19 protein-coding genes, 1 tRNA gene and 3 pseudogenes are annotated in these 24,124 nt (G+C 71.5%); 11 read left to right on the top strand and 12 right to left on the bottom strand.

Annotation, left to right across the window (positions count from 1 at the left end; translation table 11 throughout):
• Positions 1-119: 119 nt before the first annotated feature.
• Complete coding sequence (locus IE313_RS08855; protein WP_189930417.1) at positions 120-356, bottom strand: chaplin; 237 nt, start codon at positions 354-356, stop codon at positions 120-122.
• A gap of 194 nt (positions 357-550) precedes the next feature.
• Entirely contained in the window at positions 551-1,885 is a 1,335-nt protein-coding gene (locus IE313_RS08850; protein WP_189930416.1) for a M20/M25/M40 family metallo-hydrolase, read from the bottom strand.
• Positions 1,886-2,077: 192 nt separating this feature from the next.
• Here IE313_RS08850 and IE313_RS08845 point away from each other — a divergent pair.
• Positions 2,078-2,162 (top strand) — tRNA-Leu (locus IE313_RS08845).
• Between the two features lie 4 nt (positions 2,163-2,166).
• Here IE313_RS08845 and IE313_RS08840 read toward each other — a convergent pair.
• On the bottom strand, positions 2,167-2,328 hold the full coding sequence (locus tag IE313_RS08840) for a hypothetical protein (protein ID WP_189930415.1): 162 nt from the start codon (positions 2,326-2,328) through the stop codon (positions 2,167-2,169).
• A gap of 802 nt (positions 2,329-3,130) precedes the next feature.
• On the opposite strand from IE313_RS08840, the gene IE313_RS08835 reads away from it, so the two are divergent.
• The 3 genes from IE313_RS08835 (at position 3,131) to IE313_RS08825 (ending at position 6,018) form a co-directional block, all read left to right on the top strand.
• Positions 3,131-3,826, top strand: a complete 696-nt coding sequence (locus tag IE313_RS08835) for a response regulator transcription factor (RefSeq protein WP_189930414.1) — start codon at positions 3,131-3,133, stop codon at positions 3,824-3,826.
• Positions 3,798-5,237: a sensor histidine kinase gene (locus IE313_RS08830; RefSeq protein WP_189930413.1), complete on the top strand. Its 1,440-nt coding sequence runs from the start codon at positions 3,798-3,800 to the stop codon at positions 5,235-5,237. Before IE313_RS08835 ends, IE313_RS08830 begins: the two co-directional genes overlap by 29 nt.
• Before the next feature lie 328 nt (positions 5,238-5,565).
• Entirely contained in the window at positions 5,566-6,018 is a 453-nt protein-coding gene (locus IE313_RS08825; protein WP_189930412.1) for a DoxX family protein, read from the top strand.
• A gap of 240 nt (positions 6,019-6,258) precedes the next feature.
• Here the strand turns inward: IE313_RS08825 and IE313_RS08820 are convergent.
• The 3 genes and pseudogenes from IE313_RS08820 to IE313_RS08810 all read right to left on the bottom strand — a co-directional run.
• A pseudogene (locus IE313_RS08820) lies at positions 6,259-7,251 on the bottom strand (IS110 family RNA-guided transposase); the annotation flags it as partial.
• 262 nt (positions 7,252-7,513) lie between these two features.
• Entirely contained in the window at positions 7,514-8,986 is a 1,473-nt protein-coding gene (locus tag IE313_RS08815) for a sensor histidine kinase (RefSeq protein ID WP_373316951.1), read from the bottom strand.
• On the bottom strand, positions 8,983-9,732 hold the full coding sequence (locus IE313_RS08810; RefSeq protein WP_229924508.1) for a response regulator transcription factor: 750 nt from the start codon (positions 9,730-9,732) through the stop codon (positions 8,983-8,985). Before IE313_RS08810 ends, IE313_RS08815 begins: the two co-directional genes overlap by 4 nt.
• A 160-nt stretch (positions 9,733-9,892) precedes the next feature.
• On the opposite strand from IE313_RS08810, the gene IE313_RS08805 reads away from it, so the two are divergent.
• Genes IE313_RS08805 through IE313_RS08795 form a run of 3 tightly spaced genes read left to right on the top strand, consistent with a single transcriptional unit; the run spans position 9,893 to position 12,606 of the window.
• Entirely contained in the window at positions 9,893-11,248 is a 1,356-nt protein-coding gene (locus IE313_RS08805) for a ferredoxin reductase family protein (RefSeq protein ID WP_189930410.1), read from the top strand.
• 46 nt (positions 11,249-11,294) lie between these two features.
• Positions 11,295-11,771 carry an FMN-binding protein gene (locus IE313_RS08800; protein ID WP_229924487.1) on the top strand — a complete coding sequence of 159 codons (477 nt, stop codon included), beginning with the start codon at positions 11,295-11,297 and terminating at the stop codon, positions 11,769-11,771.
• Positions 11,772-11,820: 49 nt separating this feature from the next.
• Entirely contained in the window at positions 11,821-12,606 is a 786-nt protein-coding gene (locus IE313_RS08795) for an FAD:protein FMN transferase (protein ID WP_189930685.1), read from the top strand.
• Between the two features lie 97 nt (positions 12,607-12,703).
• On the opposite strand, the pseudogene IE313_RS35040 reads toward IE313_RS08795, so the two are convergent.
• The 3 genes and pseudogenes from IE313_RS35040 to IE313_RS08780 all read right to left on the bottom strand — a co-directional run.
• A pseudogene (locus IE313_RS35040) lies at positions 12,704-13,394 on the bottom strand (nickel-dependent hydrogenase large subunit); the annotation flags it as partial.
• A 526-nt stretch (positions 13,395-13,920) separates the two neighbouring features.
• Positions 13,921-14,412, bottom strand: coding sequence for a hypothetical protein (locus tag IE313_RS36180; protein WP_308439155.1), 492 nt, complete (start codon positions 14,410-14,412; stop codon positions 13,921-13,923).
• A gap of 357 nt (positions 14,413-14,769) precedes the next feature.
• Positions 14,770-15,729 (bottom strand): annotated as a pseudogene (locus IE313_RS08780) (Acg family FMN-binding oxidoreductase).
• 951 nt (positions 15,730-16,680) lie between these two features.
• Between IE313_RS08780 and IE313_RS35025 the strand changes: the two are divergent.
• The gene (locus IE313_RS35025; protein WP_229924486.1) at positions 16,681-17,034 is read left to right on the top strand and encodes a cupredoxin domain-containing protein; all 354 of its coding nucleotides are present in this window, start codon (positions 16,681-16,683) and stop codon (positions 17,032-17,034) included.
• Positions 16,986-18,593 (top strand): multicopper oxidase family protein, encoded by a 1,608-nt coding sequence (locus tag IE313_RS08775; protein WP_229924485.1) that lies wholly within the window; start codon positions 16,986-16,988, stop codon positions 18,591-18,593. The genes IE313_RS35025 and IE313_RS08775 overlap by 49 nt, the downstream gene beginning before the upstream one ends.
• A 133-nt stretch (positions 18,594-18,726) precedes the next feature.
• On the opposite strand, the gene IE313_RS08770 is transcribed toward IE313_RS08775, so the two are convergent.
• Positions 18,727-19,314: a hypothetical protein gene (locus tag IE313_RS08770; protein ID WP_229924484.1), complete on the bottom strand. Its 588-nt coding sequence runs from the start codon at positions 19,312-19,314 to the stop codon at positions 18,727-18,729.
• A 662-nt stretch (positions 19,315-19,976) separates the two neighbouring features.
• Here IE313_RS08770 and IE313_RS08765 point away from each other — a divergent pair.
• Both IE313_RS08765 and IE313_RS08760 read left to right on the top strand, forming a co-directional pair.
• Positions 19,977-20,408: an Rrf2 family transcriptional regulator gene (locus IE313_RS08765; protein ID WP_189930407.1), complete on the top strand. Its 432-nt coding sequence runs from the start codon at positions 19,977-19,979 to the stop codon at positions 20,406-20,408.
• Positions 20,409-20,536: 128 nt separating this feature from the next.
• The gene (locus IE313_RS08760) at positions 20,537-21,382 is read left to right on the top strand and encodes an MBL fold metallo-hydrolase (protein WP_189930406.1); all 846 of its coding nucleotides are present in this window, start codon (positions 20,537-20,539) and stop codon (positions 21,380-21,382) included.
• A 127-nt stretch (positions 21,383-21,509) separates the two neighbouring features.
• Here the strand turns inward: IE313_RS08760 and IE313_RS08755 are convergent, their stop codons facing one another.
• Positions 21,510-22,157, bottom strand: coding sequence for a response regulator transcription factor (locus IE313_RS08755; RefSeq protein ID WP_189930405.1), 648 nt, complete (start codon positions 22,155-22,157; stop codon positions 21,510-21,512).
• Positions 22,142-23,401, bottom strand: a complete 1,260-nt coding sequence (locus IE313_RS08750) for a sensor histidine kinase (protein ID WP_189930404.1) — start codon at positions 23,399-23,401, stop codon at positions 22,142-22,144. Before IE313_RS08750 ends, IE313_RS08755 begins: the two co-directional genes overlap by 16 nt.
• Positions 23,402-24,124 lie beyond the last annotated feature (723 nt).

Raw genomic sequence — 24,124 nt, 5'->3', positions numbered from 1 at the left:
AATGCCTGGGAGATGGCACGTGCCCTGTGACGCGTGCGCTGGGCGCCCAACAGCCCCGAAGCGCACAGGAGATGCACTCCGGGGCCTGAGCTCAGACCCTCAGAGGGGCAAGCACAACGTCAGTTGCCGGTGCAGGCATTACCCGCAGAAACGCTCGGCAGCAGTCCGACCACGGCGGCGGAGTTGCCGCAGACGTTCGGCTCGGCCCCGACAGGCGCCTGGATGACATTGCCGGAGACCGCGCCCGGCGAACCCAGGGAGGCGCCCTGGGCACCGGCCTGGGCGGCGGCGACGCCGGCGCTCGCCAGCACCAGTCCACCGGTGACGGCCGCAGCAGCGACGACCTTCTTGATCATTGTTCCTCCTGTTTGACAGCGCGGCCCCCAGTTGCGGACCGCACCACCTGTAACGAAGAGGGAGTAATCGAGCTACGACCTGATCGTCTCATTCACCCGTCTCAGCCCAACGGCGTACATACGGCCGATTATTGGAGTGGTCGTTTGAACGACTCGACTGAGAATCAGGTCGGTCGACGGGCTCGGCAGGGGAACTACGAGGCGTCGAGGAAGCGGTCGAGGACCCGCACCCCGAACTTCAGGCCGTCCACCGGGACCCGCTCGTCCACGCCGTGGAACATGCCGGCGAAGTCCAGCTCGGGCGGCAGTTGGAGCGGTGCGAACCCGAAGCAGCGGATGCCCAGGTCGTGGAAGGACTTGGCGTCGGTGCCGCCGGAAAGCATGTACGGCACGGCGTGCGCGATGGGGTCCTCGGCGCGCAACGCGCCCTGCATGGCGTCGACGAGGGAGCCGTCGAAGCTGGTTTCGAGCGCCTTGTCGTGGTGGACGTCCTCGCGCCTGACCCGCGGACCGAGGATCCGGTCGAGGTCGGCGAGGAACTCCTCCTCGTAGCCGGGCAGGAAGCGCCCGTCGACGTGGGCGGTGGCCTCGCCGGGGATGACGTTGACCTTGTAGCCGGCGCCGAGCATGGTGGGGGCCGCGGAGTTGCGCAGCGTGGTGCCGATCATCTTGGCGATGCCGCCCAGCTTGGCGAGGGTGGTCTCCATGTCCTCCGGGTCGAGCGGTGTGCCCAGGGCGTCGGAGAGCTCGTCGAGGAAGGCCCGTACGGTCTTGGTGACCCGCACCGGCCAGGTGTGGCGCCCGAGCCGTCCGACGGCCTCGCACAGCTCCGTCACGGCGTTGTCGGTGTTGGTCATCGAGCCGTGCCCGGCCGTGCCCTCCACGGTGAGCCGCATCCAGTGCATGCCCTTCTCGGCGGTCTCGACGAGGTACAGGCGCAGCTTCTCGTTGACGGTGAACGAGAATCCGCCGACCTCGCCGATGGCCTCCGTCACGCCCTCGAAGAGGCCGGGGTGGCGGTCCACGAGGTGCCGCGCGCCGTAGATGCCGCCCGCCTCCTCGTCGGCGAGGAAGGCCAGCACGATGTCCCGGGGCGGCTTGCGGCCGCTGCGCAGCCGGTCGCGTACGACGGCGAGGGTCATCGCGTCCATGTCCTTCATGTCGACCGCGCCCCGCCCCCAGACGCAGCCGTCGGCGACCTCGCCGGCGAACGGGTCGTGGGTCCAGTCCGCGGCGTTGGCCGGGACGACGTCGGTGTGGCCGTGGATCAGCAGCGCGGGCCGCGAGGGGTCCTCGCCCTCGATCCGGGCGACGGTGGAGGCCCGGCCCGGGTGCGACTCGAAGATCTGCGGCTCCAGGCCGACCTCGGCGAGCTTCTCCGCGATGTACTCGGCCGCCGCGCGCTCACCGGGGCCCGAGTGGTCGCCGTAGTTGCTGGTGTCGATCCTGATCAGATCGCGGCACAGGTCGACGACTTCGTCCTCACCGGACACGGCCGCCCGGGCCTGGTCCGCACTCGACTCGCTCACGCTGCTACCTCCGCTTTCGCTGCTGCTGGTCACCCTTCATCCTCCCGCTTCCACCCCCGCCGCCCAAGGCCGGGTGGGTCCGCGTGATCCGCCGTTCACACCCCCGCCCGGTGCGGATCTCCGTGCGTCGGGGCACCGGGAATGTTTGCTATGGTTTTCCACGTCGCCACGGAGATCCGTGCGGCACCACCGGTCCGGGTGGCGGAATGGCAGACGCGCTAGCTTGAGGTGCTAGTGCCCTTTATCGGGCGTGGGGGTTCAAGTCCCCCCTCGGACACAGATCATATCCCCAACTTGTGCGGGTCGAGTTGATCCTTGGCCCGCACAAGCTGTTTTCCAGGCTCGTAGGTCAGTCGAAGGCCGAGGTTCTGGTAGACCTCGGCCTTGTCGTTGGGGTCGGCGGCGGCGAGAACGTCACAAATCGGGCCGAGCGACTTGATCACCGGCCCGGATCTCGTTCTTGGCCATCTTCCGCCGGCCGGTGATCTGGCGGGAGTGGCTGAGGACCTCGGCGCGGGCGTGCGGGCGGTGGCGGATCTCCAGCAGTTGCCCGGAGTTCTGACCGTTGGGGTGTCGGTGAGGAAGACCTGGTGGCGCATGCTCTCGTCCAGGTCGAACAGGGAAAGGTGAGCTCCGCTACGGGGGCTCGCGGCGGACGATGACGGGTGCCTTCGGGGTAGCCGCTCAGGTCGACCAGGCCGGTCAACTCGGCGGCTTCGGCGCCCTTCGCGCTGCGTGCCCTCGTCCCGAATGCGGGATACCAGACCTTCTTGGGTGGATGGCGGAGCGCCCAGCGGACCTGCTTGGTGATGGGCCATCCGCGGAGAGGGATGCGCGGATTCCGCCGCGAGCCCCACGAGGCCGCGGCCGGCAGGGCCGGGGGTCTCATTCAATCTTGCGCGGCACTCATCCGTGAACCTTGCCACGCCTGATGGTGGCGCACCGCAGCACGCTCTCCGGAAGCCCGCTGAGGACCCGGGGCCACCTCGCGTCTCGCCGGGGCACTTCAGGCTCGCGGACCTGGCCGGTTGCCGCCGCCTACGGGATTCATCGCCCCGTGACCACCCGCGCCCTGTAGCCGCGGCGGGCGCCTGTCGCACAGGAGGAAAACCGCGGAGGCACGCCATGCACAGCCGTGTTGGCAACGCGACGACTTCGTGCCCTCGTAGCCCGACATCGCACAGCCAACGGGACCACTTGAACGCAGACGGCCAACCACCCGCCACCCGTCCTACGCTGTGCGCCATGGCACAGCGCACCGACCCCGGCGAGGCCTCCGACGCACCGCGCGCGCTGGTGGTCGAGGACGACCCGGGCATCGCGTACTCCCTCGTCCAGGGCCTGCGACGGGCCGGATACGAGGCACAGGCCGTCGAGACGGGCCACGAGGCACTGGCGGCGGTGCCACCACCGGACGTCGTCCTGCTCGACCTCGGGCTGCCGGACGTGGACGGGGTAGAGGTCTGCCGCAGGCTGCGGAGGCAGTCAGGCGCTGCGATCATCGTGGTGACGGCGCGCGGGGAGGAACGGGACAGAGTCGGCGCCCTCGACGAAGGCGCCGACGACTACCTCGTGAAGCCCTTCGGACTCGCCGAACTCCTGGCGCGCATCCGTGCCGTCCTACGCAGGTCCCGCCCCTCGAAGCCGGAACTGCTCCGGTATGGGCCACTCACCGTGGACCCGCGCACCCGGCGCGCCACCGTGAACGGCCTCGAAGCCCCGCTGACACCGAAGGAGTTCGACATACTCCACTGCCTGATCACCGACCCCGGCAGGGTGGTGAGCCGGCAGGAAATCCTGGAGCGCGTCTGGGACCCTCACTGGTACGGACCGACAAAGATCCTCGACGTCCACATCGCCGCGTTACGTCGCAAGCTGGGGACGCCGGGACTCGTCGAGACCGTCTACGGGCGTGGCTTCCGCCTGGGCCGGATCGGCTGAGGCGACAGTGACCCGTCGTGTCTGTGCAGGTGTCATCCTGCTGGTCGGCGTGATCCTCATGCTGGCCGTCGTGCCACTGGGCTGGTCCATGGTGCACAGCGAACGCACTTCCTTCCGCAACGCCATCTCGGATGCTGCCGCATCCCTCTCCGCAGCCGCCGAGGAGGCCCTGTCCGACCACCACCCGGGAACGGAGATGACCCGGTTGGTGCGGCGCGCGGTGACACAGGGCGACTGTGCGGCCGTGTACGACATCACGGGCAGGACCGTCGATGCCGGTGGGTGCTCAGGCACCGGGCACGGTCCGGGACGTGCCCCGGTCGAACGCGCGAGGCGGGCCGCGCTGTCCGGGCGCGGGACGCACGAAACGCAGGACGGTCACTGGCTCACGGTCGCCGTGCCGGTCGGCGAGGGGGCGGACACGACCGGCGTGGCCGTCCTCAGCCGGTCGACCGAGGATCTGGACGATCGAATTCTGATCATGCTGAGCTGGCTCGTCCTGATCGCCATTGTGGGCATCGCCGGTGCGGCGATGATGTCACTCTGGCTGGCCAGGTGGATAGGCCGCCCGTTGCACACGCTTGACAATGCGGCCCAGTCTCTGGGTGACGGAGACCTGGGGGTGCGGGCGCCTGCCAACAGCGGGCCTCCCGAGTTGCGGCGCCTGGCCACCACCTTCAACACCATGGCGGCACGCACGGAATCCCTGGTACACGGTCACCGAGCCGTCGTCGCCGATGTCTCGCACCAACTGCGAACGCCGCTCGCGGCGCTGCGCCTGCGCCTGGACCTGCTCGCGGACGACGCCGAGGAGCAGATGGCCATCGAACTGGCCGGAGCGCAGGATGAGATCGTGCGCTTGTCCAGGCTGGTGGACGGCCTGCTGGCCGTGGCGCGATCGGAGAACAGTGTGCCCCGGCTCCTGCCCGTGCCCATTGACCGATTGATCGCGGAACGCGCTGCCGCATGGGAGCCGGTGGCGGACGAACGGCACATCACCTTGAGCACGCGGGGGCAGCGAGGACTTGTTGCGTTGTTCGCTCGGGGTGGCCTGGAACAGGTCCTCGACAACCTGATCGACAACGCGCTCGAAGCCGTGCAGCCAGGCGGCCACGTGAGACTCAGCACGCGTCCCGGGCGCGACTCCGTGGTGGTCCGCGTGGCCGACGACGGCCCCGGGATGACCCCCGCCGCACGCTCGGCCGCCTTCCGGCGATTCGGCAATCCGGAGGCGAGCGGAGCGGGTCTGGGGCTGGCCATCGTGCACCGGCTGGTCACCGCGAACGGCGGCACCGTCGCGTTGCAGGACTCGCCCGGCGGAGGCCTGACCGTCGTGCTGACCCTGCGCGCACACCGAGGTGTCGCCGACCACCACGAGGCGCGCGATCAGGCGGCGGGCGGCGGCGAGTGAGCAGGCCGGGACACTCGTTGCTCACCTGCCTGACGCCGCACGGCCCACTCACGGCTGGACGGACATCAGCGTGCACTTCCCCAGGTCGCCACGACATCTGAACGATTTCTTAACCAGCCATCCGGCACACTGCTGCACGACCGGACACCCATACGGCTCATCCGGCTCGTCTGCGCATGCCGTTTCCGGCAGACGCCGGCCGCCGGCGCACTGCACGTGCCTGCCCGGCGCGGCGGCATTGCGTCGTTGCCACGCATCATCGCCGATGCGTTTCCCCCCAGCACGACAGCTCAAGAACGTCACATCAGCCACCCCCCCTGGAGTGATCATGAGCACCCTGCTTCCCGATCGATGGAACCGACTGTTACTCGGTCTGTTCCGCCTGGTGACGGGCCTGCTGTTCACCTGTCACGGTGCCGCCACACTGTTCGGCGTACTCGGCGGCGCCGAAACGGGTCGCACCCCGCACTTCCCCCAGTGGCCGAGTTGGTGGGCCGCCGCCATCGAACTCGCCGGTGGCGTTCTCGTGACCACCGGACTCTTCACCAGGGCAGTCGCGCTGATCTGCTCCGGCTCGATGGCCTACGCCTACTTCTCGGTGCACCAGCAGCACGCCCTGTTGCCCATCCAGAACGGCGGCGAGCCGGCCGTCATGTTCTGCTGGGCCTTCCTCACCGTCGCCGTCGTCGGACCTGGAGCCATGGCACTCGACGGGCTCCTGCCCCGGCGGTCGGCCTGGCGGACCTCAGAACGTCGCGAGCTGGCCACCGCCGGGGACTGACTTGGACCGGCGACCAGATCCTTGGTTCCCGGCCGCCCGCCGGCCGGGAACCAAGGGACACCCCTCAACCGCCCACCCCGCACCCCGGTGGTCCGGCAGGCCCTCTGTCACGTGATCCAGGGGATTGTGAGAGGTTGCCGTGCCTGGGCGGGCGCGCTGCTCCGGCCGGCCACCGAGCCGCCGACCCCCATGCGCAGCGCACGGCACATCCTCTGGAGACACGTTCCCATGACCGTGTTCGCTGATGCGGTGGCGGGCGAGGCGGAGGAGGGCTTGTGTGTGGGTCTTGCCGCGGGCTCGGCAGCGGTCGTAGTAGGTGCGGGAGGCGGGGTCGTGCAGGGCTGCGAAGGCGGAGAGGAACATCGCGCGTTTGAGTTGCCGGTTGCCGCCTTTGGGTGCGTGTTCGCCGTGGATCGAGGTGCCCGACGACTTCGTGGTCGGTGCGAGGCCTGCGTAGGAGGCCAGGTGGGCGGCGGTGGGGAAGCTGGTGCCGTCGCCGACGGTGACCAGCAAGGCGGCGGCGGTCCTGGCCGCGACCCCTGGCATTGAGGTCAGGACCTTGGAAAGAGGGTGGGTCTCCAGCAGGGCCTCGATCTGGGCTTCCAAGGCCCGGCGTTGTTCGTGAACGGCGGCGAGGGAGCGGGCCAGGGACGGGATGACGACGTCGAGGGTGCCGGTGCCCGGGACCACGACGGTCTGCTCGTCGAGGGCGTCGAAGACGTCGTCGATCAGCCTGTGGGCCATGCGTGGGGCTTTGGGCCGGATCACCTCCACGAGCCTGCGGCGACCGGCTTTTCGCAGTGCGGCCGGGGATCCGTAGCGTTCCAGCAGCCAAGTGACGGCCTGGTGGTACAACCGGGGCCCGAGCACGCGCTCCAGGCTGGGGTGGAACTGGGTGAGCAGGCCGCGTATCCGGTTGGAGGCGCGGGTGGCCTCGGCCGTGAGGTCTTGGTCGAAGCCCACAAGCACAGTCAGCTCGGCGGTGACCTCGCCGGTCAGTTCCAGCGAGCGCAGGGTGTGCGGCATGGTGCGGGCGGCGTCCGCGATCACCGCGGCGTCCTTCGCGTCGGTCTTCGCCTCGCCCGGGTAGAGGTCGGCGATCCGGCGCATGGCCAGTCCGGGCAGGTAGGCGACCTGGCAGCCCGCATCCCGGGCGACCGTCAGGGGCAGGGCGCCGATCGAGGCGGGCTGGTCCACGATCACCACGACGGTGCCGAACTTCGCCGCAAGCTGACACAGTCATGCCGGACCCGGAGGCCAGCGGCCCTCTTGCAGGACCACGAAAAGATAACGGGGGAAGGCTGCCTGGCACCGCGGCTTCTCCAGGACCGCGCTGCACCACGGGGACAGCGACTGACCGCACGCCGGTCCCGGTGCGAAAGCGCCACGGCTCCCCGCCACGGTTCCCATGCGCCGGCTCCGTGCCACGGCTCCTATGAGCCGTCTGTCTGCCCGGCTCCGTGGCCCGGCTCCCATGCGCCGACTCCAGCGCGGTTCAGCCGGCCGGTGTCCCGTTCCGGGCGGGCAGGCTGATCCGGAATGCGGTGGCTCCCGGCCTGCTGTCTAGTGACACGCTGCCGCCGTGCCCCGCGACTACCGCCCGCACGATGGCGAGCCCGAGGCCGCTGCCCCCGCCCGCACGAGAGCGGCTGTGGTCGGCCCGGGCGAAGCGCTCGAACACCTCGTCCTGGATCTCCGCCGGCACCCCCGGCCCGTCGTCCGCCACCGTCACCCGCACCTCGCCGCCGGGCCCCGCGGCGAGGTGGACGACGACCTCGGTGCCCGGCGGGGTGTGGACGCGGGCGTTGGCGAGCAGGTTGCCGATCACCTGGTGCAGCCGGTGCACGTCCCCGGTGACGGTGACCGGCTCCTCGGGCAACTCCAGCGTCCAGCGGTGGCCGGGGGCCGCCGCACGCGCGTCGTCACCGGCATCCAGCACCAGCCGGGTCAGGTCCACGCTCCCGCGTTCCAGAGGCCGCCCCGCATCGAGCCGGGCCAGCAGCAACAGGTCGTCGACGAGCGTGCTCATCCGCTCGGACTCGGCCTGGATGCGCTCCAGCGCGCGCCCCACCTCCACCGGAACGGGGCCCGGGTGGCGCAGGGCGAGCTCCGCGTGCCCGCGCACGGTGGCAACCGGTGTGCGCAGTTCGTGGCTGGCGTCCGCGGCGAAGTGCCGCAGCCGCTCCTCGCCGGCCTGCCGGCGGGCCAGCGCGTCGCCGACATGGCCGAGCATCCGGTTGAGCGCGGTGCCGACCTGGCCCACCTCGGTGCGCGGGTCGATGTCCGGCACGGGGGCGGGCATGGCCACCTCGCCGCTGGCGAGCGGCAGCTCGGCCACGCTCGCGGCGGTCGCAGTGACCCGGTGCAGGGGGCGCAGCGACAACCGCACCCACAGGGCGCCGGCCACACCGGTGACGGCGAGGGCGGAGCCGAACACCACGGCCTCCACCATCTCCAGCCGGTGCACGGTCTCGGCCACCGGACGCAGTGGGAGGCCCGTGACCAGGACGTCGCCGTCATCGCCCGGCACCGCGACGACCCGGTAGTCGCCGAGCGCGGAGAGCGTGACGCTGCGGCCGCGCCCGGTCGCCGGCAAATCCGCCAGCAGCTTCCGATCGCCCCCGGTCAGCGGCACGGGCCGGTCGTCCTGGTCGTCGACCACCGCCGCTCGAGCGGGCCTTGCAGGCAGCAGCCGCGCGCCGAAGGTGTGGTCGGCCTGGCCCCGGGTGTCGGGTGGGTTGTCGGCGTCCGGTCGCTCGCCGCGTTCGAGGCTGGCGGGGAAGCGCCCTTCGGTGGCCAGCAACTGCTGATCCATGCGGTGCTCAAGGAAGCTCCGCAGGGCGAGGACCGTGGTCAGCCCCACGGCCAGGCTCGCCACCGCGAGCAGCACCACGAGCCCCGCGGTAAGCCTCGCACGCAGGGTGCGCGGCGCGCGGGGCGGCCGGGGCCGCGGTATCCGGGCCCTCACCGGGGCTCCGGCTTGAGCACGTACCCCACGCCGCGCACGGTGTGGATCATCGGAGTCCGGCCCGCGTCGATCTTCTTGCGCAGATAGCTGACGTACAGCTCGACGACATGGGCCCGGCCCCCGAAGTCGTAGGACCACACCGAGTCCAGGATCTGCGCCTTGGACAGCACCCGGCGGGGGTTGCGCATCAGAAACCTGAGGAGTTCGAACTCGGTCCTGGTCAGCTCGACCGCCTCGCCGCCCCGGGTGACTTCCCGGGCCTCCTCCTGCATCACCAGATCACCGACCACGATCCGCTCCCCGTCGTCGGGCTGCCGCGCCAACCCGGCCCTGCGCAGCAGACCGCGCAGCCGGGCCAGCACCTCCTGGAGGCTGAACGGCTTCGTCACGTAGTCGTCCGCGCCCGCGGTAATCCCGGCGATACGGTCCTCGACGGCGTCCCGTGCCGTGAGGAAGAGCACACAGACCGCCGCAAGCTCGGCACGCAGTCCCCGCAGTACCTCAAGGCCGTCGGCGTCCGGCAGCATCCAGTCGAGCACCACCGCGTCCGGGCGGAACTCCCGCGCGAGGGCCAGTGCCGTCGCGGCGTCACCCGCGGTGCGGGCCTCGAAACCCTCGTAGCGCAGGGCGCCGGACAGCACTTCCACCAGGTCGGGCTCGTCCTCCACCACGAGGACCCGAGCAGGACGGGCGGCACCGGCGAGGGCGTCCTCGGGCCGGTCCTGCGGGCGGCCCGTGCTGTGCATATCCATGATGCCTCCAGCATCCCCCGCGCCCGGCGGCGGCCCGCCGCCCACTTGCTATGAGTTTTCTCTGAGTCCCCCGCACCCTCCTCGCTCAGAAGCTTTTCAGAGGCAGGTTTGTCACGCTGTGCGGGACCTCCACAGAGAGGAAGGTCTTGTGACGATGACGACGGCGAGGCCCGCGACGCCTCGCGGGCAGCGGGCGGCCGGGCGCTTGCCGGACCTCGTCCCGGCGCTGGTCCGGCTGCTGATCGCAGTGGGCGCGGGGGCGGTCCTGGCGCTGTGGTGGCGGCACACCGCTTCCGTGACCGGTGCCGGCGACTGGCTCACCGGGGCCGGCCGGATCACCGGGCTGCTGGCCGGATACGCCTGTGCGGTGCTCCTGCTGCTCATGGCGCGCGTGCCGCTGCTCGATCACGTGATCGGCACCGACCGGCTGGCGCGCTGGCACGCCATGGGCGGGCGCTACACCGTGTGCCTGGCCTCGGCCCACGTGCTGCTCATCGTGGGCGGGTACGCGCTTTCGTCCGGTACCGGTGTGGTGAGCCAGGCCACCACGCTCGTCCTGGACTACCCCGACCTTCTGAAGGGCACGGTGGGCTTCCTGCTCCTGCTCGCCACCGGATGGCTGTCCGCCCGTGCGGTGCGCCGCCGGGTCTCCTACGAGACCTGGCACCACCTGCACCTGGCGACCTACCTGGCCGTCTTCCTCGCTTTCTGGCACCAGTTGTCGGACGGCGCCGATTTCGTGACCGACCCTCCTGCGCGGCTTGCCTGGTACGTGCTGTACGGGGCGGTGGCTACCGCGCTCGCCTGGTACCGCTTCGTCGTACCGGTGCGCCAGGCGCTGCGCCACCGCTTGCGCGTGGCCGAGGTGCGCCCCGAGGCGCCGGGCGTCGTGTCGGTCTACCTGACCGGCCGCCGGTTGGAGGCGCTACGGGCCCGACCTGGCCAGTTCTTCCGCTGGCGGTTCCTTGCGCCCGGGATGTGGTGGGCCGCCAACCCGTACTCGCTGTCCGCCCCCGCCCACCCCACCTACCTGCGGATCACGGTGAAAGCGGCTGGTGCGCACAGCGCGGCCGTGGCACGACTGGCACCCGGCACCAGGGTGCTGGCCGAGGGGCCCTACGGGGCCTTCACCGCACGCCGCCGGCACGACCGGAAGGTGCTGCTGGTGGCCGGCGGGGTGGGCATCACACCGCTGCGTGCGCTCTTCGAGACGCTGCCGGGCGAGGTCACACTCGTCTACCGTGCTCGTCGGCCCGAGGACCTGGCACTGCGGGGCGAGCTCGACGCGGTGGCGGCGGCACGGCGCGCGACGGTGCACTACGCCGTCGACGAGCCCGCCGGTCACGGGCTGCCGATGACGGCCCGGGCGCTGCGCCGGCTGGTCCCGGACATCGCCGGGCGCGAGGTGTACCTGTGCGGCCCGCCCGGCATGACGGACGCCGCCCGCCGGGCGTTGCGCGGCGCCGGAGTGCCGCGGCGGCGCATCCACCACGAGTCCTTCGCACTGTGACCGCCGCGTCCTCGGACCCGCCCCACGAAAGGTGACTCCAGTCCCCATGTCGCATACGCCGAGCAGGCCGACCGTGCGCAGAGCCGTACTGGCCACCGTGACGACCCTGGCAGGCGTGGTCGTGCTGCTGTCACTGAAACCGCACCAGTCCACGCCGGCGGTGGGAGCGCCCGCGCCCTCCTCACCGCGGGACGCGGGCCCCTCGTCGGGGTCGTCGCGGGCCTCCCACCATGCCGTGGCCGGTACCTCCACGGGCACCGTGAGCAGCACTCCCTACGGGCCCGTCCAGGTGGCCGTGACGATGGCGAAGGGCAGGATCACCGGAATCAAGGTGCTCCAGAGCCCCACCGGGGCCGCCCGGTCCCGGCAGATCGCGGCGATGGCCGTGCCCCGGCTGACCAGGGAGGCCCTGGCTGCCCAGGACGCCGGGATCGACGCTGTCTCCGGAGCCAGCTACACCAGCCAGGGATACATCCAGTCCCTCCAGAGCGCACTGGACCGGGCCGGTGACCGGTCACACTGAACCCGCACCCGGCCCCCGCCGCCCGGGTCTGCGCCACGTCGAACACGTCATGGGGACCGTCTTCTCCTTCGACGTCCGCGACCCGGTCACACCCGCCGTGCGCCGTGCCCTGGCGGAGTCGGTCGCCTGGCTGCACCACGTGGACGAGGTGTTCTCGACCTACCGTCCTGACAGCGTGATCAGCAGGCTCGGCCGCGGCGAGATGCCCCGGCGGCGCTGTGGGCCCGAGGTGGCCGAGGTGCTACGCCTGTGCGAGGAGGCGGAGCGCGCCAGCGGCGGATGGTTCAGCCCCACGGCCGGCGGCCGGCTCGATCCGTCCGGGCTGGTCAAGGGCTGGGCCGTCGACCGGGCCTCTGACCTGCTGTACGAGGCCGGTGCACACCGCACCTGTGTCAACGGCGGCGGGGACGTCCGGCTCCGCGGTGAGCCGGCACCCGGCGTGCCCTGGCGGATAGGCATAGCCGACCCGTCGCGACCCGGCTGGCTGATGGCCGTGGTCACCGGCCGGGACTGCGCGGTGGCCACGTCCGGCACCGCGGAGCGGGGTCACCACGTGCTCGACCCGCACACCGGCGAGGCTGCCACCGATCTGCTCTCGCTGACGCTCACCGGGCCCGGCCTCACACTGACGGACGCTTGTGCGACGGCGGCCTTCGCCATGGGGGACGCGGCACGTGCCTGGACCACGTCCCTCCCCGGACACGAGGCCCTGGCGATGACGGGCACGGGCCACGTCTGGCGCACCCCGGGCTTCCCCGGGGGTCAGGTCACCGGCCCCGGCCGTGAGAGTGGCCGCACGCCCGGGCCCGCCTCGCCGCCGCGGTCGTACACCTGAGCGCGCTCGGCACGGGGGCCGGTGGGTGGCGGCCCTCGGCCGCGGCTGGGACGGCGAAGTCCCCGGTCCCACGACGGGCCCCGCAGGTCAGGCCCCCTCACATCCGCTCGACGGTCAGGTCCAGGAAGTGGGCCGAGCAGGACGTGCACGGGTCGTGGTTCCGGATGGCCTTCTCTCACAGGGCGGTCAGCTCGGCGTCCGTGGCGGCACCGTGGTCGAGCCGCCGCTGGACCTGGCGGCGCAGGTCCTCGTCGATGGCACCCTGGTTCTGGGACGTGGGCGGGACGAGACTCGCCTCGCTGATCGTGCCGTCGCCGCTGATGCCGTAGCGGTGGTAGAGCAGGCCGCGCGGTGCCTCGGTGGCGCCGCGGCCGGTGCCCGCCCGCGGGGGCTACGGCGGCGTACGGCCGTGGTGGTGGCCGGTAGGCGTCGATGAGGCGCAGTGCCTCGTCCACCGCGTAGAGGACCTCGACCGCCCGGACTGCGATGCTGCGGTAGGGGTTGCGGCACACCGCGCCCTGGCTGGGATCCCCGAGTCCGGCGTTCGCGGCGGCCTCGCGGGCGATCGGGGAGAGCCAGCGGCCGCTGATCGCGTACCGGGCGAGTGGTCCGGTGAGGTGTCTGCGGCCGTCGAGCAGGGCGTGCAGGGCGGTGGAGTGCGGCTCCTGCCTCTCCACGACGTGGTCGTCGAACTCGCTCACGGGGAAGCAGCGGGTGGGTGGTGCGGGGGCGGGATCGGCGGGCAGGTCCTCACCACCCGGCGCGGTCAGCACGGTCGGGGTGCCCGCCCGCCCCGTTCCACCGCGGCCAGTATGTGTGCCTGCCGGGCGCCCGGCCCGCCGCGCCACCCGCGCCGTGGGCAAAGCGGCTGGACCGATGGCCCGGGTGGCGCAATCCGGCCGGGGTCGGAGCGCCGCAGGGGGAAGGCACCGGAGGTGGAAGCGTCCGCCTCCCGAACGGTGTCCGCCGGGCCGCGGCCCGGTTTCTTCGAGCGGCGGCACGTGCGGTTCCGTGGATGACAGGCCGCGAACGGCGAGCGATACGAAGTGAGGCACCGTGAGCAGGGATCCCTCGGCGACCGGTAGCTCCGGGCGGACGTGGCCGAGACGCACACAGCCATCGTCTTCTTCACCGCCGATCGCGCCTACAAGGTGACGACCTGGGCTTCGTCGACTGCAGGACACGAGCAGCGAGGTGGACCGCCTGCGAGCGCGAGGTGGAGCTCGACCGGCGCTTCGCACCCGAGAGACCGCCCGCACACCGGGGACACCTCCAGACCTCTCCCGGGCCGGGCGAGTCAGGTCGTCTGACGGCCTACAGGTTGTCGCTCTCCACGCGGTGACGCACCTCAGCGGTGAGGTTGCTCAGGTCCTCCGAAGGCACGGCGCACGGGGCGTGAGGACCACGGATCCGGCGGGCCGCGTCAGGAAGATCGGCGCGGTCTGCGGCGAGCCGCTGCCGCGCGTCAGCCAGCGAGAACGGGGCGTGTTCCCGCCGCCCGTGAACCATGGCGGTCTCCAGCAGTGCCGCCCGCGCGGCGGCGGGCTCTCTCTCCCCGCACCTCGATGACATGTCGCCGAACGGTCGGTGCAGAACCTCCGCGAAGGCTGCCACGTCCTCGTGACCGACACGGAACCGGGAGAGGTAATCCTCCGAGGATCCCAACCCCGCCGAAACCAGGAATCCCCGTTCCGGCGGCAGGTCCCGCACGAACAGGTCGAAGGTGGCGGGCGCCGTCCGGCCTTCTTCGAGGTACGCCAGGGCCATGGTGACCTCGTACAGGTCGGTCATCATGGCGGCGGACACGACAACCGCCTTCCTTCCGCCTCCAAAGGGTGACGCCGGGCCGCCCGACGGCCCTCACCGCCGTCTCCCGCGCGTTACGGCCTCGGCAGAGGCGCCCGTACGCGAAGTCCAGGACGACCGGCTCCCTGTCCTTCTCAGTACAACCGCATCCACCCGCCCTTGTGGCCCATCGTCGGCGCCCGGTCACGGATACACCGGCTGAGGCACATCCTGGTGTCCGCGTACCCGCGGGACCACAGGACATGGAGCTGCCCTCAAGACAGGCACCAGGACGGAGTGCGGGTGGTGGCTCCACCTCTGGGGACGTCCACGAGTGCAGCAGGAGAGGACCGGTTGCGCCCGGGATGCCAGGCGATCTCATACGACTGTCAGGACCTCGCTCACCGGCCGACGCGGAGTGTCCGGGCCCTCGGGGCCGTAACCGAACCGCAGCAGCATCTGGACATGGCCCATCGCAGTCAAGGGGTCACGCAGGGCCCACCGCAGTTCCGGCCATTCCAGCGCCTGCGAATCGAGGGAGACGGCCGGCCCGTCCAGCGTGGCCTGCAGCAGCACCCTCTCCAGCCCCTGGTCGGCGCGGAACCAGTCGAGGGGACGGTTCCTCTCGCGTACCGAGCAGCCCCAGACACGGCGCCCGTTCGAAGGCGGCAGCGGAACGGGCGGGCGACCGCAGCCCCATGAAGTCTCGCACCGCCGCCCGGCCGTCCCGGGACCGCGGCCCGAACGCCGAGGCCGGCACGCCCTCGCCCTGCCCCGCCCCCGACGTCCAGCGCGCGACTTCCGCCAGTGTCTCGTCAGATGCCGCCTCCAACGTTCCTGCGTCGCCCAGGAGCCCGAGCAGCGTCTGAACATGCCAGGCATCAGGAAAGACCAGCCGGACCCCCTCTGCCACAGCCGCCCCGCACAGGCCATCCAGAATCTCTCGCGGTACCTGCTCCCCCGTGAACGGGTGACGGCAGTTGTGACGCCGGTGAAGGGCCGGATGGAGCACGGCGAGGTCGCTACGGGACATGTCCCCCGCCACCAGTACGACCGCCGCCAGTAGCTCAGGATCCTCGGGATCGGGCAGCAGCGTCGTCCTCGGCTCCCAGCCGCGGTGCGCGGCGGCGACGCGCAGGTTCAGCAGTGCCGCACCGCAAATCAAGCGCATCTCACGGCCGGACGGTCCTCGACGGGCAGCGTCCGCGTAGGATCCGCGGAGAGCATCAGCCTGCCGCTGTCCCGAACATACCGGAACCGCCACGGCTGGGCATTGTGCAGGCCCGGCGCGGCCGCCGTGTCGCCCACCAGCGCCGTCACACTCTGTGCATCAGGCATCCGTGCAGGCACCACTACCTCCTTCTTCCGAAAGGGCCAGTGCCAGCCCCAGCGTGCGGCTGGGGCGGTCCCCACATCCGATCCGGACCGTGGCGACCCGCGGCACAGAGACGTACGCGCCGCCAAACCGACTCGTCGGCCTTGCCCAGACCCTGTGGGACGCTCACACCCAGACCTCGGGAGATCATCCCCATCCAGTTGCAGTGTCCGCGACGGCGAGGCAGCACTGATAGGGCCGCGGCCCGGCCTGCCCGTTCCACCGCTCCCTCACAAGCAGGTTCCGCAGGATCCCGCAGGCCGAGACGGTGTTCGCAACGTCCTGTATCAGAGGACCAACGGCCCTGGCGCCGGCCTCAGCCGGTTCGGTGGCGTGGAGGTGACGGCCCGCCCAGGAGTACGCCGTGAACGGACGGGACGACGAACGCATGCGCGGGCGGCGGGTGCCCTCGCCCGGCGATGGCCGGCACCGGCACTGCTCGTGGTCACCGTCGTCGCGCCGGCTGCGGGCGGCATTGCGTGGCTGGCACACGCACGGACCTTCGCGTATGCGTGCTGGGCGGCGGGCACGGTCGTGGCGGTGGTGCCCGTCCGTGGCCGGGGCGATCGGTGCGCTGCGGTGCGGCCGGGCCGCGGTCGATCTGATCGCCGTCCTCGCGTCGGCCGGCACCCTTGTTGTCCACGAGTCTCGGCACGCCCACACGCCTGGCCGGATGGCGTATCCGGCAGCCGCCCCCTCACTCTGCTCGTCCCAACGGCATGGACACGCCGCACGCCCTGACCGTATGCAAAGCATGCAATTAATAACATACAGCGACAAAAGGTAGCCGGCGGTCTCACAGGCGTGGGACGCCCCGTGCAGCAGAGGGCCGAGGAATGATCGCGCGAAGAGAACTGTTCGTGGCCGGAGCCGCCGGTGGGGCGGCGATGGCCCTTACGGGAAGGGCCAGAGCCGTGACGCTCCCGACCGGGGCCCCGCCGGGCAGCCGGTCCGGCTCCGCGGCGGTGGCCGTGCTGGACCCCACGGCCATCCCGAAGTACGTCACGGACCTGGTGATCCCGCCGGCGATGCCGAAGAACACGTCGCGCGGAAACCTCGACACCTATGTCATCGGCGTCCGCCAGTTCAGCCAGCAGGTCCTGCCGCCCACGCTGCCGTCCACCACCGTGTGGGGGTACGGCTCGCTCATGCACCCGGAGACGTTCCACTACCCGTCGTACACGATCGAGGCCCGGTACGGCCGACCCGTCCGTACCACTTGGGTGAACGACCTCGTGGACAGGGCCGCTTCCTGCCGCACCTGCTGACGGTCGACCCCACCCTGCACTGGGCCAACCCCCCGGGCGGCACGTCCGGGCGGGACTCCCGGCCGAGCTTCACCTCGACGCCGGGCCCCTACACCGGGCCCGTTCCGATCGTCACGCACCTGCACGGCGGTCACAACACCGAGGAGAGCGACGGGTACGCCGAGGCGTGGTACCTGCCCCGTGCGAAGAACGTGCCCCGTAAATTCGCCACCGGGGGGACGTACTACGCCGAGTTCCGGGAGAAGTTCGCCGAGGCGCAGGGACTGCAGTGGCAGCCCGGCACAGCGACCTTCCAGTACGCGAACCGCCAGCGGGCGTCGACGCTGTGGTTCCACGACCATGCCCTGGGCATCACCCGGCTCAACGTCTACGCGGGTCCGGTCGGTTTCTACCTGCTGCGCGGCGGCGACTCGGACCTGCCCTCGGGGACCCTGCCCGGCCCCGCGCCCGCCCCCGGCGATCTGGCCGGCACGCGCTACCACGAGATCCCGCTGGCCGTCCAGGACCGTTCGTTCACCACCGACGGCTCGCTGTTCTACCCCACGAGCCGGGCCTTCTTCGACGGGTACGCGGGGCCGTACATCCCCACCACGGACGTGTCCCCCATCTGGAACCCGGAGTTTTTCGCCAACACGATCGTGGTCAACGGCCGGACCTGGCCCAAACTCGACGTCGAGCCCCGTCGCTACCGGCTGCGCCTGCTCAACGGCTGCAACACCAGGCTCCTCATTCTGAAGATCGCCGCCAGCGCGACCGCCCGGCCCGCAGAAGCGGCCCTGCCCCTCTGGCAGATCGGCAACGACGGCGGATTCCTGCCCACACCCGTACGGCTGGAGAGGCTGCTGCTGGCCAACGCGGAACGGGCCGACGTCATCGTCGACTTCACAGGTGTCCCCGAGGGCACCGAGCTGTACCTGATCAACGAGGGAGCTGACGCGCCGTTCGGCCGCGGCGAACCGGGCGTGGACTTCCCCGTGGCGGATCCGGCTACCACCGGGCAGGTGATGAAGTTCGTGGTCGGCCCGCTCAGGAGCAAGGACACCAGCGTGCCACCGGACCGGCTCACCCTGCCCAGGATCACGCCGCTCGGCTCGCCGAGCGTCACCCGCAGGCTCTCGCTCAGCGACGTGAACACACGGTTCACCCCTCCGGTACCGGCGAACACGACGGTGGAGACGGCACTCGGCACGGTGGACGCCGCGGGCAACCCCGTGGTGCTCGGCTGGGCCGACCCGCTCACGGAGAACCCGAGACTGGGGGCGACCGAGACGTGGGAGCTGTACAACTTCAGTCCGGACGCCCACCCGATCCACATCCACGAGGTCCAGTTCCAGGTCGTCGACCGGCAGCCGTTCGGCGGACAACCGGTGCCCCCGGAGAGCCGGGAGCGCGGCTTCAAGGACACCGTGCTCGCCTACAGCGGCGAGATCACCAGGGTGAAGGCACTGTTCGACCTGCCCGGCCGTTACGTCTGGCACTGCCACATGCTCGAACACGAGGACAACGAGATGATGCGGCCGTTCCAGGTCGGAGGGGCCCGGAAGAAGAAGAGCGGCTGACAGCCGCACGGCTGGTCGAACGCTGGCCCGTTCCCCATGGCGCCGTACCTGGCCGGGCGCCACCGGCGACATCGTCATCGCAGTCGCGGCCCATCGAGCACCTCGCGGAGGCTGACACGCTGCCTCTGGTACATCAGGCCTTCGGCCCTTCATGGCGCCGGGGCCAGGCTGCCTCGATGGCACGTTCGTCTCCGCGTCTGCTGCGTAGTGCTGCTCCGGGCATCCTGGATCGGGCAGCGTTCTCCCGGTGGGCTCGCTCCAAGAGGTCGTCGTGTATGGTCCGCATCGGTACGGGTATGCCTTCCCCAGCGTCGTCGTCCAACGTTGACGAGGCCCTTGTCGTACGTTCGACGTTCCGTCCATGGGTGCCGCTCATGCCTTGAAGCAGATGGGGGCCGACTTCCGCCCAGCCGATCAGCAGCACGGGGCCTACCGCGTCGAACGCGGCTTCGCCGGTCCGACCGGAGAGCAGCGGATCTGTGATGTTGAGTGCCAGGGTCATCACGCTGGACAGGATCAACAACCGCCGTGCAGGACGCAGGTGCTCCGATGGTGCACCGCGCAAAGCGAGGTAGCGGATACCGAGGAGCAGTCCGAGGACCGACAGATCGACCGCGGGCGCCGCCAACGGCGCGACCAGGGTGGGCACGCCGAGGCGCAGGGCCAACGTCCATACGTTGCCGAAGCCGAAAAGGAAGGTCAGGCCGACAGCCGTGCTCATGATCGCGGTTACGGAGCGGAAGACCATTGAATGTTCGCGAGTGCGTCGTTCGTCCGTCGATGTATGCGCGCGCGGGTGAAACCGTCGCATCATGTCGCTCCACATCGCAGGCCGAGCCGATCGTCCGTGACGTATGGCTCAGGGCTCTCCCGCAGCGCGGGCGGGCAGGACCGTTCTGCCTCAGGGCTCTGTGACACGCCGAGGTGAAGGTCCAGGTCAGCCCGCAACACGACCGGTTGGGGTTTTGAGTCGAATCCCCCCTCGGACACAATGGCGAAACCCCGCAGTTGCCCCGCAACTGCGGGGTTTCGCCGTTGACGGGGCCCGTGAGACGGGGCCGATCCCGGCCCGTGCGGTCCCCCGGCCCGGCGAACCCGGGTCCCGGCGATCCGCTCGCCGACGAGGGCGGGGCGGGAGCGATCGGTGACCAGCCCGGGCCGCACACCGGGCAGCGACCGGGCGGTTCGCCGAACCGTGGGCCGGTCGGGTCGTCCCGTGATCGCCCGCCTCCTGGAAACCGGCCACCCTGCTGTTCGACTGCCCGGTCGGCCGACTCGGCCCCGGCGTCCCCAGGGGCCGTCGGCGTTCGGGGCGGGCCTGGCGGGACACGCGCTTGACGGGTTCCGTCGTAACCAATACGGTTACGACAGGAGGTGGGGAGATTGGGAGCGAACAGCAGGTTGACCATGGCCGCACACGCACTGGCCTGGATCGAGCTGAACGCACGGAGGGGCGGCGAGGTGGCGACCTCCGAGCAGATCGCGAACAGCGTCAACACCAACCCGGTCGTGATCCGCCGACTGCTCGGCGAACTGCGCGGGGCAGGGCTGGTGGAGTCCCGGCGCGGCGCCGGGGCCGGCTGGCGCCTGCTGCGCCCGGCCGAGTCGATCAGCCTCGCCGAGGTGTACCGAGCCGTCGAGGGCGACCCGCAGTTCGCCCTGCACCCCGCCACCCCGAACCAGAAGTGCCCGGTGGGCCAGGGCATCCGCTCCGCGCTCACCCCCGTCTACGATGCCGCCGAGCAGGCGCTGAGCGCCGAGCTGGCCCGCACCAGCGTGGCCGACGTACTGCGCGAGTCCATCGCGGCGCCCTGACGGCACATCCGCCGCGGCCCCTTCGGGGGCCGTCGCACGCACATTGTCGTAACCATATTAGTTACATTCAGTGGGCCTGCCGGGCCCGCACCGCATCGAACCGCATCGAACCGCATCAAGGAGCGGCAATGACCACTCTCCAGTACTCCGTCTACGTGACACCGTCGAAGCCCGCGGTGTCCGACGACCTGCCGCCGGGCGAAGCCCGCCGCATGTGGTCCCCGACCGCCTCCACCCTCATCCAGGGCGAGCACGACGCTGTGCTGGTCGACCCCCTGATGACGATCGACGAGTCCCGCGCCCTGGCCGACTGGGTGGCCGCCACCGGCAAGAACCTCACCACGATCTTCGTCACCCACGCGCACGGCGACCACTTCTTCGGCGCCCCCGCGTTGCTCGAACGCTTCCCCAATGCCAGGCTCGTGGCCGCCGCGGGCGTGGCGGGGTCCATGGCCGCCCAGTACGGCACGCGCTGGTTCGACGGCTTCTGGACCCCGCGCTTCCCCGGCCAGATCTCCCCCCGCCGCCCGGTGGCCGCACCACTGGGTGAGGACAACCTGATCGAGCTGGAAGGCGAGCGGCTGGAAGTGATCGAGCTGGGCCACACCGACACCGACGGCACCAGCGCCCTGCACGTCCCCTCGATCGGCCTGGTCGTCGCCGGTGACGCCGTCTACGGCGACGTGCACCTGTACCTCGCCGAATCCAACGGCGGCGGGCGCGCGCAGTGGCTCGACGCCCTCAGCGCCCTCGAACGGCTCTCGCCCTCCGCCGTCGTCTCGGGGCACAAGCGCGACGGCGACCCGGACAGCCCGCACGACATCGCACGCACCCGCCGCTACATCCAGCAGTTCGACGCCGCCGTCGGCGAGGCCGCCGGACACCTGGACCTGTACGAGGCGATGGTCGCGGCCTACCCGGAGCGCCTCAACCGCGGCGTGCTGTGGAACTCCGCGAAGTCCGTCATGGCGTGAGCCCGGCCGCCACGCCAACGGGCCCGGCGTTCCCCGGCCCCAGGCCGACACGGATCATCCGGACACCGGGTCGTGCCGGTCGAGATCGTTGCGACCGGCACGCTGCGCCGTCCCGGGCCCGCCTCGGTCAGAGCCTGTTCAGGTAGGTGAGGACGGCGAGGACGCGGCGGTTGCTGTCGTCGTCGTCCGTGATGCCGAGCTTGCCGAACATGGAGGTGGTGTACTTGCCGATGGCGCTCTCGCTGAGGAAGAGGCGGCGGCCGATGGCCTGGTTGGACAGCCCCTCGGCCATGAGGCCCAGCACGGAGTACTCGCGTTCGGTGAGCCGGTCGAGGCCCCGGTGCTGGGATCCGCCGGACAGCAGCTTGGAGATGACGGCCGGGTCCATGGCGGTCCCGCCGGCCGCGACGCGCTCCAGGGCGCCGATGAACTGGTCGGCGTCGAACACGCTCTCCTTGAGGAGGTAGCCGACACCGCCGGAGCCGTCGGCCAGGAGCTCCCGGGCGTACAACTGCTCGACGTGCTGGGAGAGGACGAGCACCGGCAGCCCGGGCATCTCGCCGCGGGCGGCGAGGGCCGCCCGCAGGCCCTCGTCCGACTGGGACGGCGGCATGCGGACGTCGATGACGGACACGTCCGGGCGCCAGGTCCGCAGCGCGTCGAGCGTCTCGGGTCCGGTGGCCGCCGTCGCCACCACCTGGTGTCCGTACGCCTCGATCAGGCGGACCATCCCGTCACGCAGGAGGTAGAGGTCCTCGGCTACGACGATGCGCATGGCACCGCCATCCTCACACGGGTCGGGCCGCCCGCCGGACTGGTGATCTCCACGGTGCCGTCGAAGACGGCGAGGCGGCGGCGCAGGCCCGCGAGCCCGCCGCCGGCCCGTACGCCGGCCCCGCCCCCGCCGTCGTCCTCGACCTCCACGGTGAGGCCGGCGGCTCCCTCGGCGAGGGTGACGCGCACCCGGGACGCCCGGGCGTGCCTGACCGCGTTGGTCAGCAGCTCGGCGATGCCGAAGTAGACGGCGGATTCGATCGGCGCGTCCAGACGCAGCGGGGCGTCGGCGCGGACGGCCACGTCGAGCGGGACGTCCAGGGCGAGGGCGCGGACGGCGTCGACGAGGCCCCGCTCGGTGAGCACCGGCGGGCTGATCCCCCGCACCAGCTCGCGGAGTTCGGCCAGCGAGGCGGTGGCACCGGCCCGCGCGTCCTTCAGCAGCGCCCCGGCCCGGTCGGGATCGGTCCGCATCAGCTTCTCCGCGGTCGCCAGGGAGAGTCCGAGCGCGACCAGGCGGGCCTGCGCCCCGTCGTGCAGGTCCCGTTCGATCCGGCGGATCTCGGCGGCCTGTGCGACCGTCGTGTCCGCGCGCTGGGCCGTCAGCTCCTCCACCCGGTCCGCCAGCACCATCGCGGGCGACGGGCGCAGGAAGCGGACGGCCACCGGTTCGACGAGTCGCCAGGCGTACGGCGCCCCGGCGACGGCCACGACCAGGCCGAGCGCCCCGACCAGGTGCGCGGCGGGCCCCGGCCGGCCGAGCCCGAGGACCGCGGCGGCCGCCCCGGCCGGCGGGAGGGAGGCGACCAGGCCCGCGGTGAACGGCACGATCCCCGTGAACCGCAGATCGCGCCAGTTGGCGGGGTCGCGCCACCGGAGCCGCCACTTCTGGTCCAGGAGGGCGTCGCGCCTGGTGCGCTCGTAGCCGAAGCCGTTCCACCAGAACCCGGTGGACAGCCGCGTCACCGGTCCGGCCTGCCGGTATCCGGCGGGGATGGCGGTGGTGGTCCACCGTGCGACGAGGAGGCGTACCACCCGGCAGACGGGGCGGGACAGGGCGAGCGTGCCCGCGCACACCAGCACGCACGGTGCCACCCATGACCACGGGTTGGCCGCTCCCCACCGGATCCCCAGCGCCACGGCGGCGGCCCACACGGCCGGGACGAGCATGCTGACGACCATCACGGCACAGGCCCGTACCCACCCCACGCCGACGCGCACCACCCACGAACCGAGCTGTCGCATGATTCTTCCTTCGCCTTCCGTTCGGTGCTCCCACTGTGCACCGAACGGAGCGCGCCGCCGCCCCGATCGGCCCGGGAGTGGGGCTGGCCCCACCCACCCGTGCGGCCAGGCCCCGCCTGCACCCTCGCCGTCGCCCCGCGCCCCGCGTCCGGTCGCCGTCGCCCCGCGTACCGCGTCCGGGGCGGCGGGCCCGGTTCCGGCCGCAGGCAAGAGCACCCACGAGCTGTTCTTATAGCTATACCTATAGCTTTTCAGTGAGCTGGATGGGTGCGGGAGCGTTCCCCCGACGGCGCAGGAGCGGGAGGAACGCCATGGACCACGAGGCGCACGGGACGCCGGGGGCCGCGGCGTCGCCCGCCGGCGGACGCGGCGGACACGGCGGAGGCGGCGGACACGACCGACACGACGGACACGGCGATCCTGGCGGACGCGACGCCCCCGCCGCCGACGTCGGCTTGGCCGGGCCACCCCCGGGCGCGCCCGACGGGGCCCGCCAGGACGGCGCAGAAGTCACCACCGCACCGCTGGGGAGTACGCCATGAGCCATCCCCCCAGGCGGCCCGCCGACGACATCGTCGAGCGGACGGGCGGACACCCCCCACGCCGTCGCCCGCGCGGGCCCGCACCCCTGGGCCGGGCCACCGTTCTGGTCTGCACCTATTGGCTGATTGGTCTAGTCCTCCTATGCTGACTGCCCTGGCAGCGGGGCATGCACCTGCCAAC

The sequence above is a fragment of the Streptomyces sulfonofaciens genome (genome assembly GCF_014656295.1).
GTDB lineage: Bacteria > Actinomycetota > Actinomycetes > Streptomycetales > Streptomycetaceae > Streptomyces > Streptomyces sulfonofaciens.
Note: the sequence above shows the minus strand (reverse complement) of the source record. Positions and strands in the feature narration are given on the sequence as shown.

Bases quoted from the DNA above. Each gene is read 5' to 3' on its own strand.
- IE313_RS08825 (WP_189930412.1), top strand. From the start codon at position 5,566: ATGAGCACCCTGCTTCCCGATCGATGGAACCGACTGTTACTCGGTCTG.
- IE313_RS08810 (WP_229924508.1), bottom strand. From the start codon at position 9,732: ATGCACAGCACGGGCCGCCCGCAGGACCGGCCCGAGGACGCCCTCGCC.
- IE313_RS08800 (WP_229924487.1), top strand. From the start codon at position 11,295: ATGTCGCATACGCCGAGCAGGCCGACCGTGCGCAGAGCCGTACTGGCC.
- IE313_RS08835 (WP_189930414.1), top strand. From the start codon at position 3,131: ATGGCACAGCGCACCGACCCCGGCGAGGCCTCCGACGCACCGCGCGCG.
- IE313_RS08750 (WP_189930404.1), bottom strand. From the start codon at position 23,401: ATGCGACAGCTCGGTTCGTGGGTGGTGCGCGTCGGCGTGGGGTGGGTA.
- IE313_RS08855 (WP_189930417.1), bottom strand. From the start codon at position 356: ATGATCAAGAAGGTCGTCGCTGCTGCGGCCGTCACCGGTGGACTGGTG.
- IE313_RS08760 (WP_189930406.1), top strand. From the start codon at position 20,537: ATGACCACTCTCCAGTACTCCGTCTACGTGACACCGTCGAAGCCCGCG.
- IE313_RS08755 (WP_189930405.1), bottom strand. From the start codon at position 22,157: ATGCGCATCGTCGTAGCCGAGGACCTCTACCTCCTGCGTGACGGGATG.
- IE313_RS08795 (WP_189930685.1), top strand. From the start codon at position 11,821: ATGGGGACCGTCTTCTCCTTCGACGTCCGCGACCCGGTCACACCCGCC.
- IE313_RS08770 (WP_229924484.1), bottom strand. From the start codon at position 19,314: ATGAGCACGGCTGTCGGCCTGACCTTCCTTTTCGGCTTCGGCAACGTA.
- IE313_RS08805 (WP_189930410.1), top strand. From the start codon at position 9,893: ATGACGACGGCGAGGCCCGCGACGCCTCGCGGGCAGCGGGCGGCCGGG.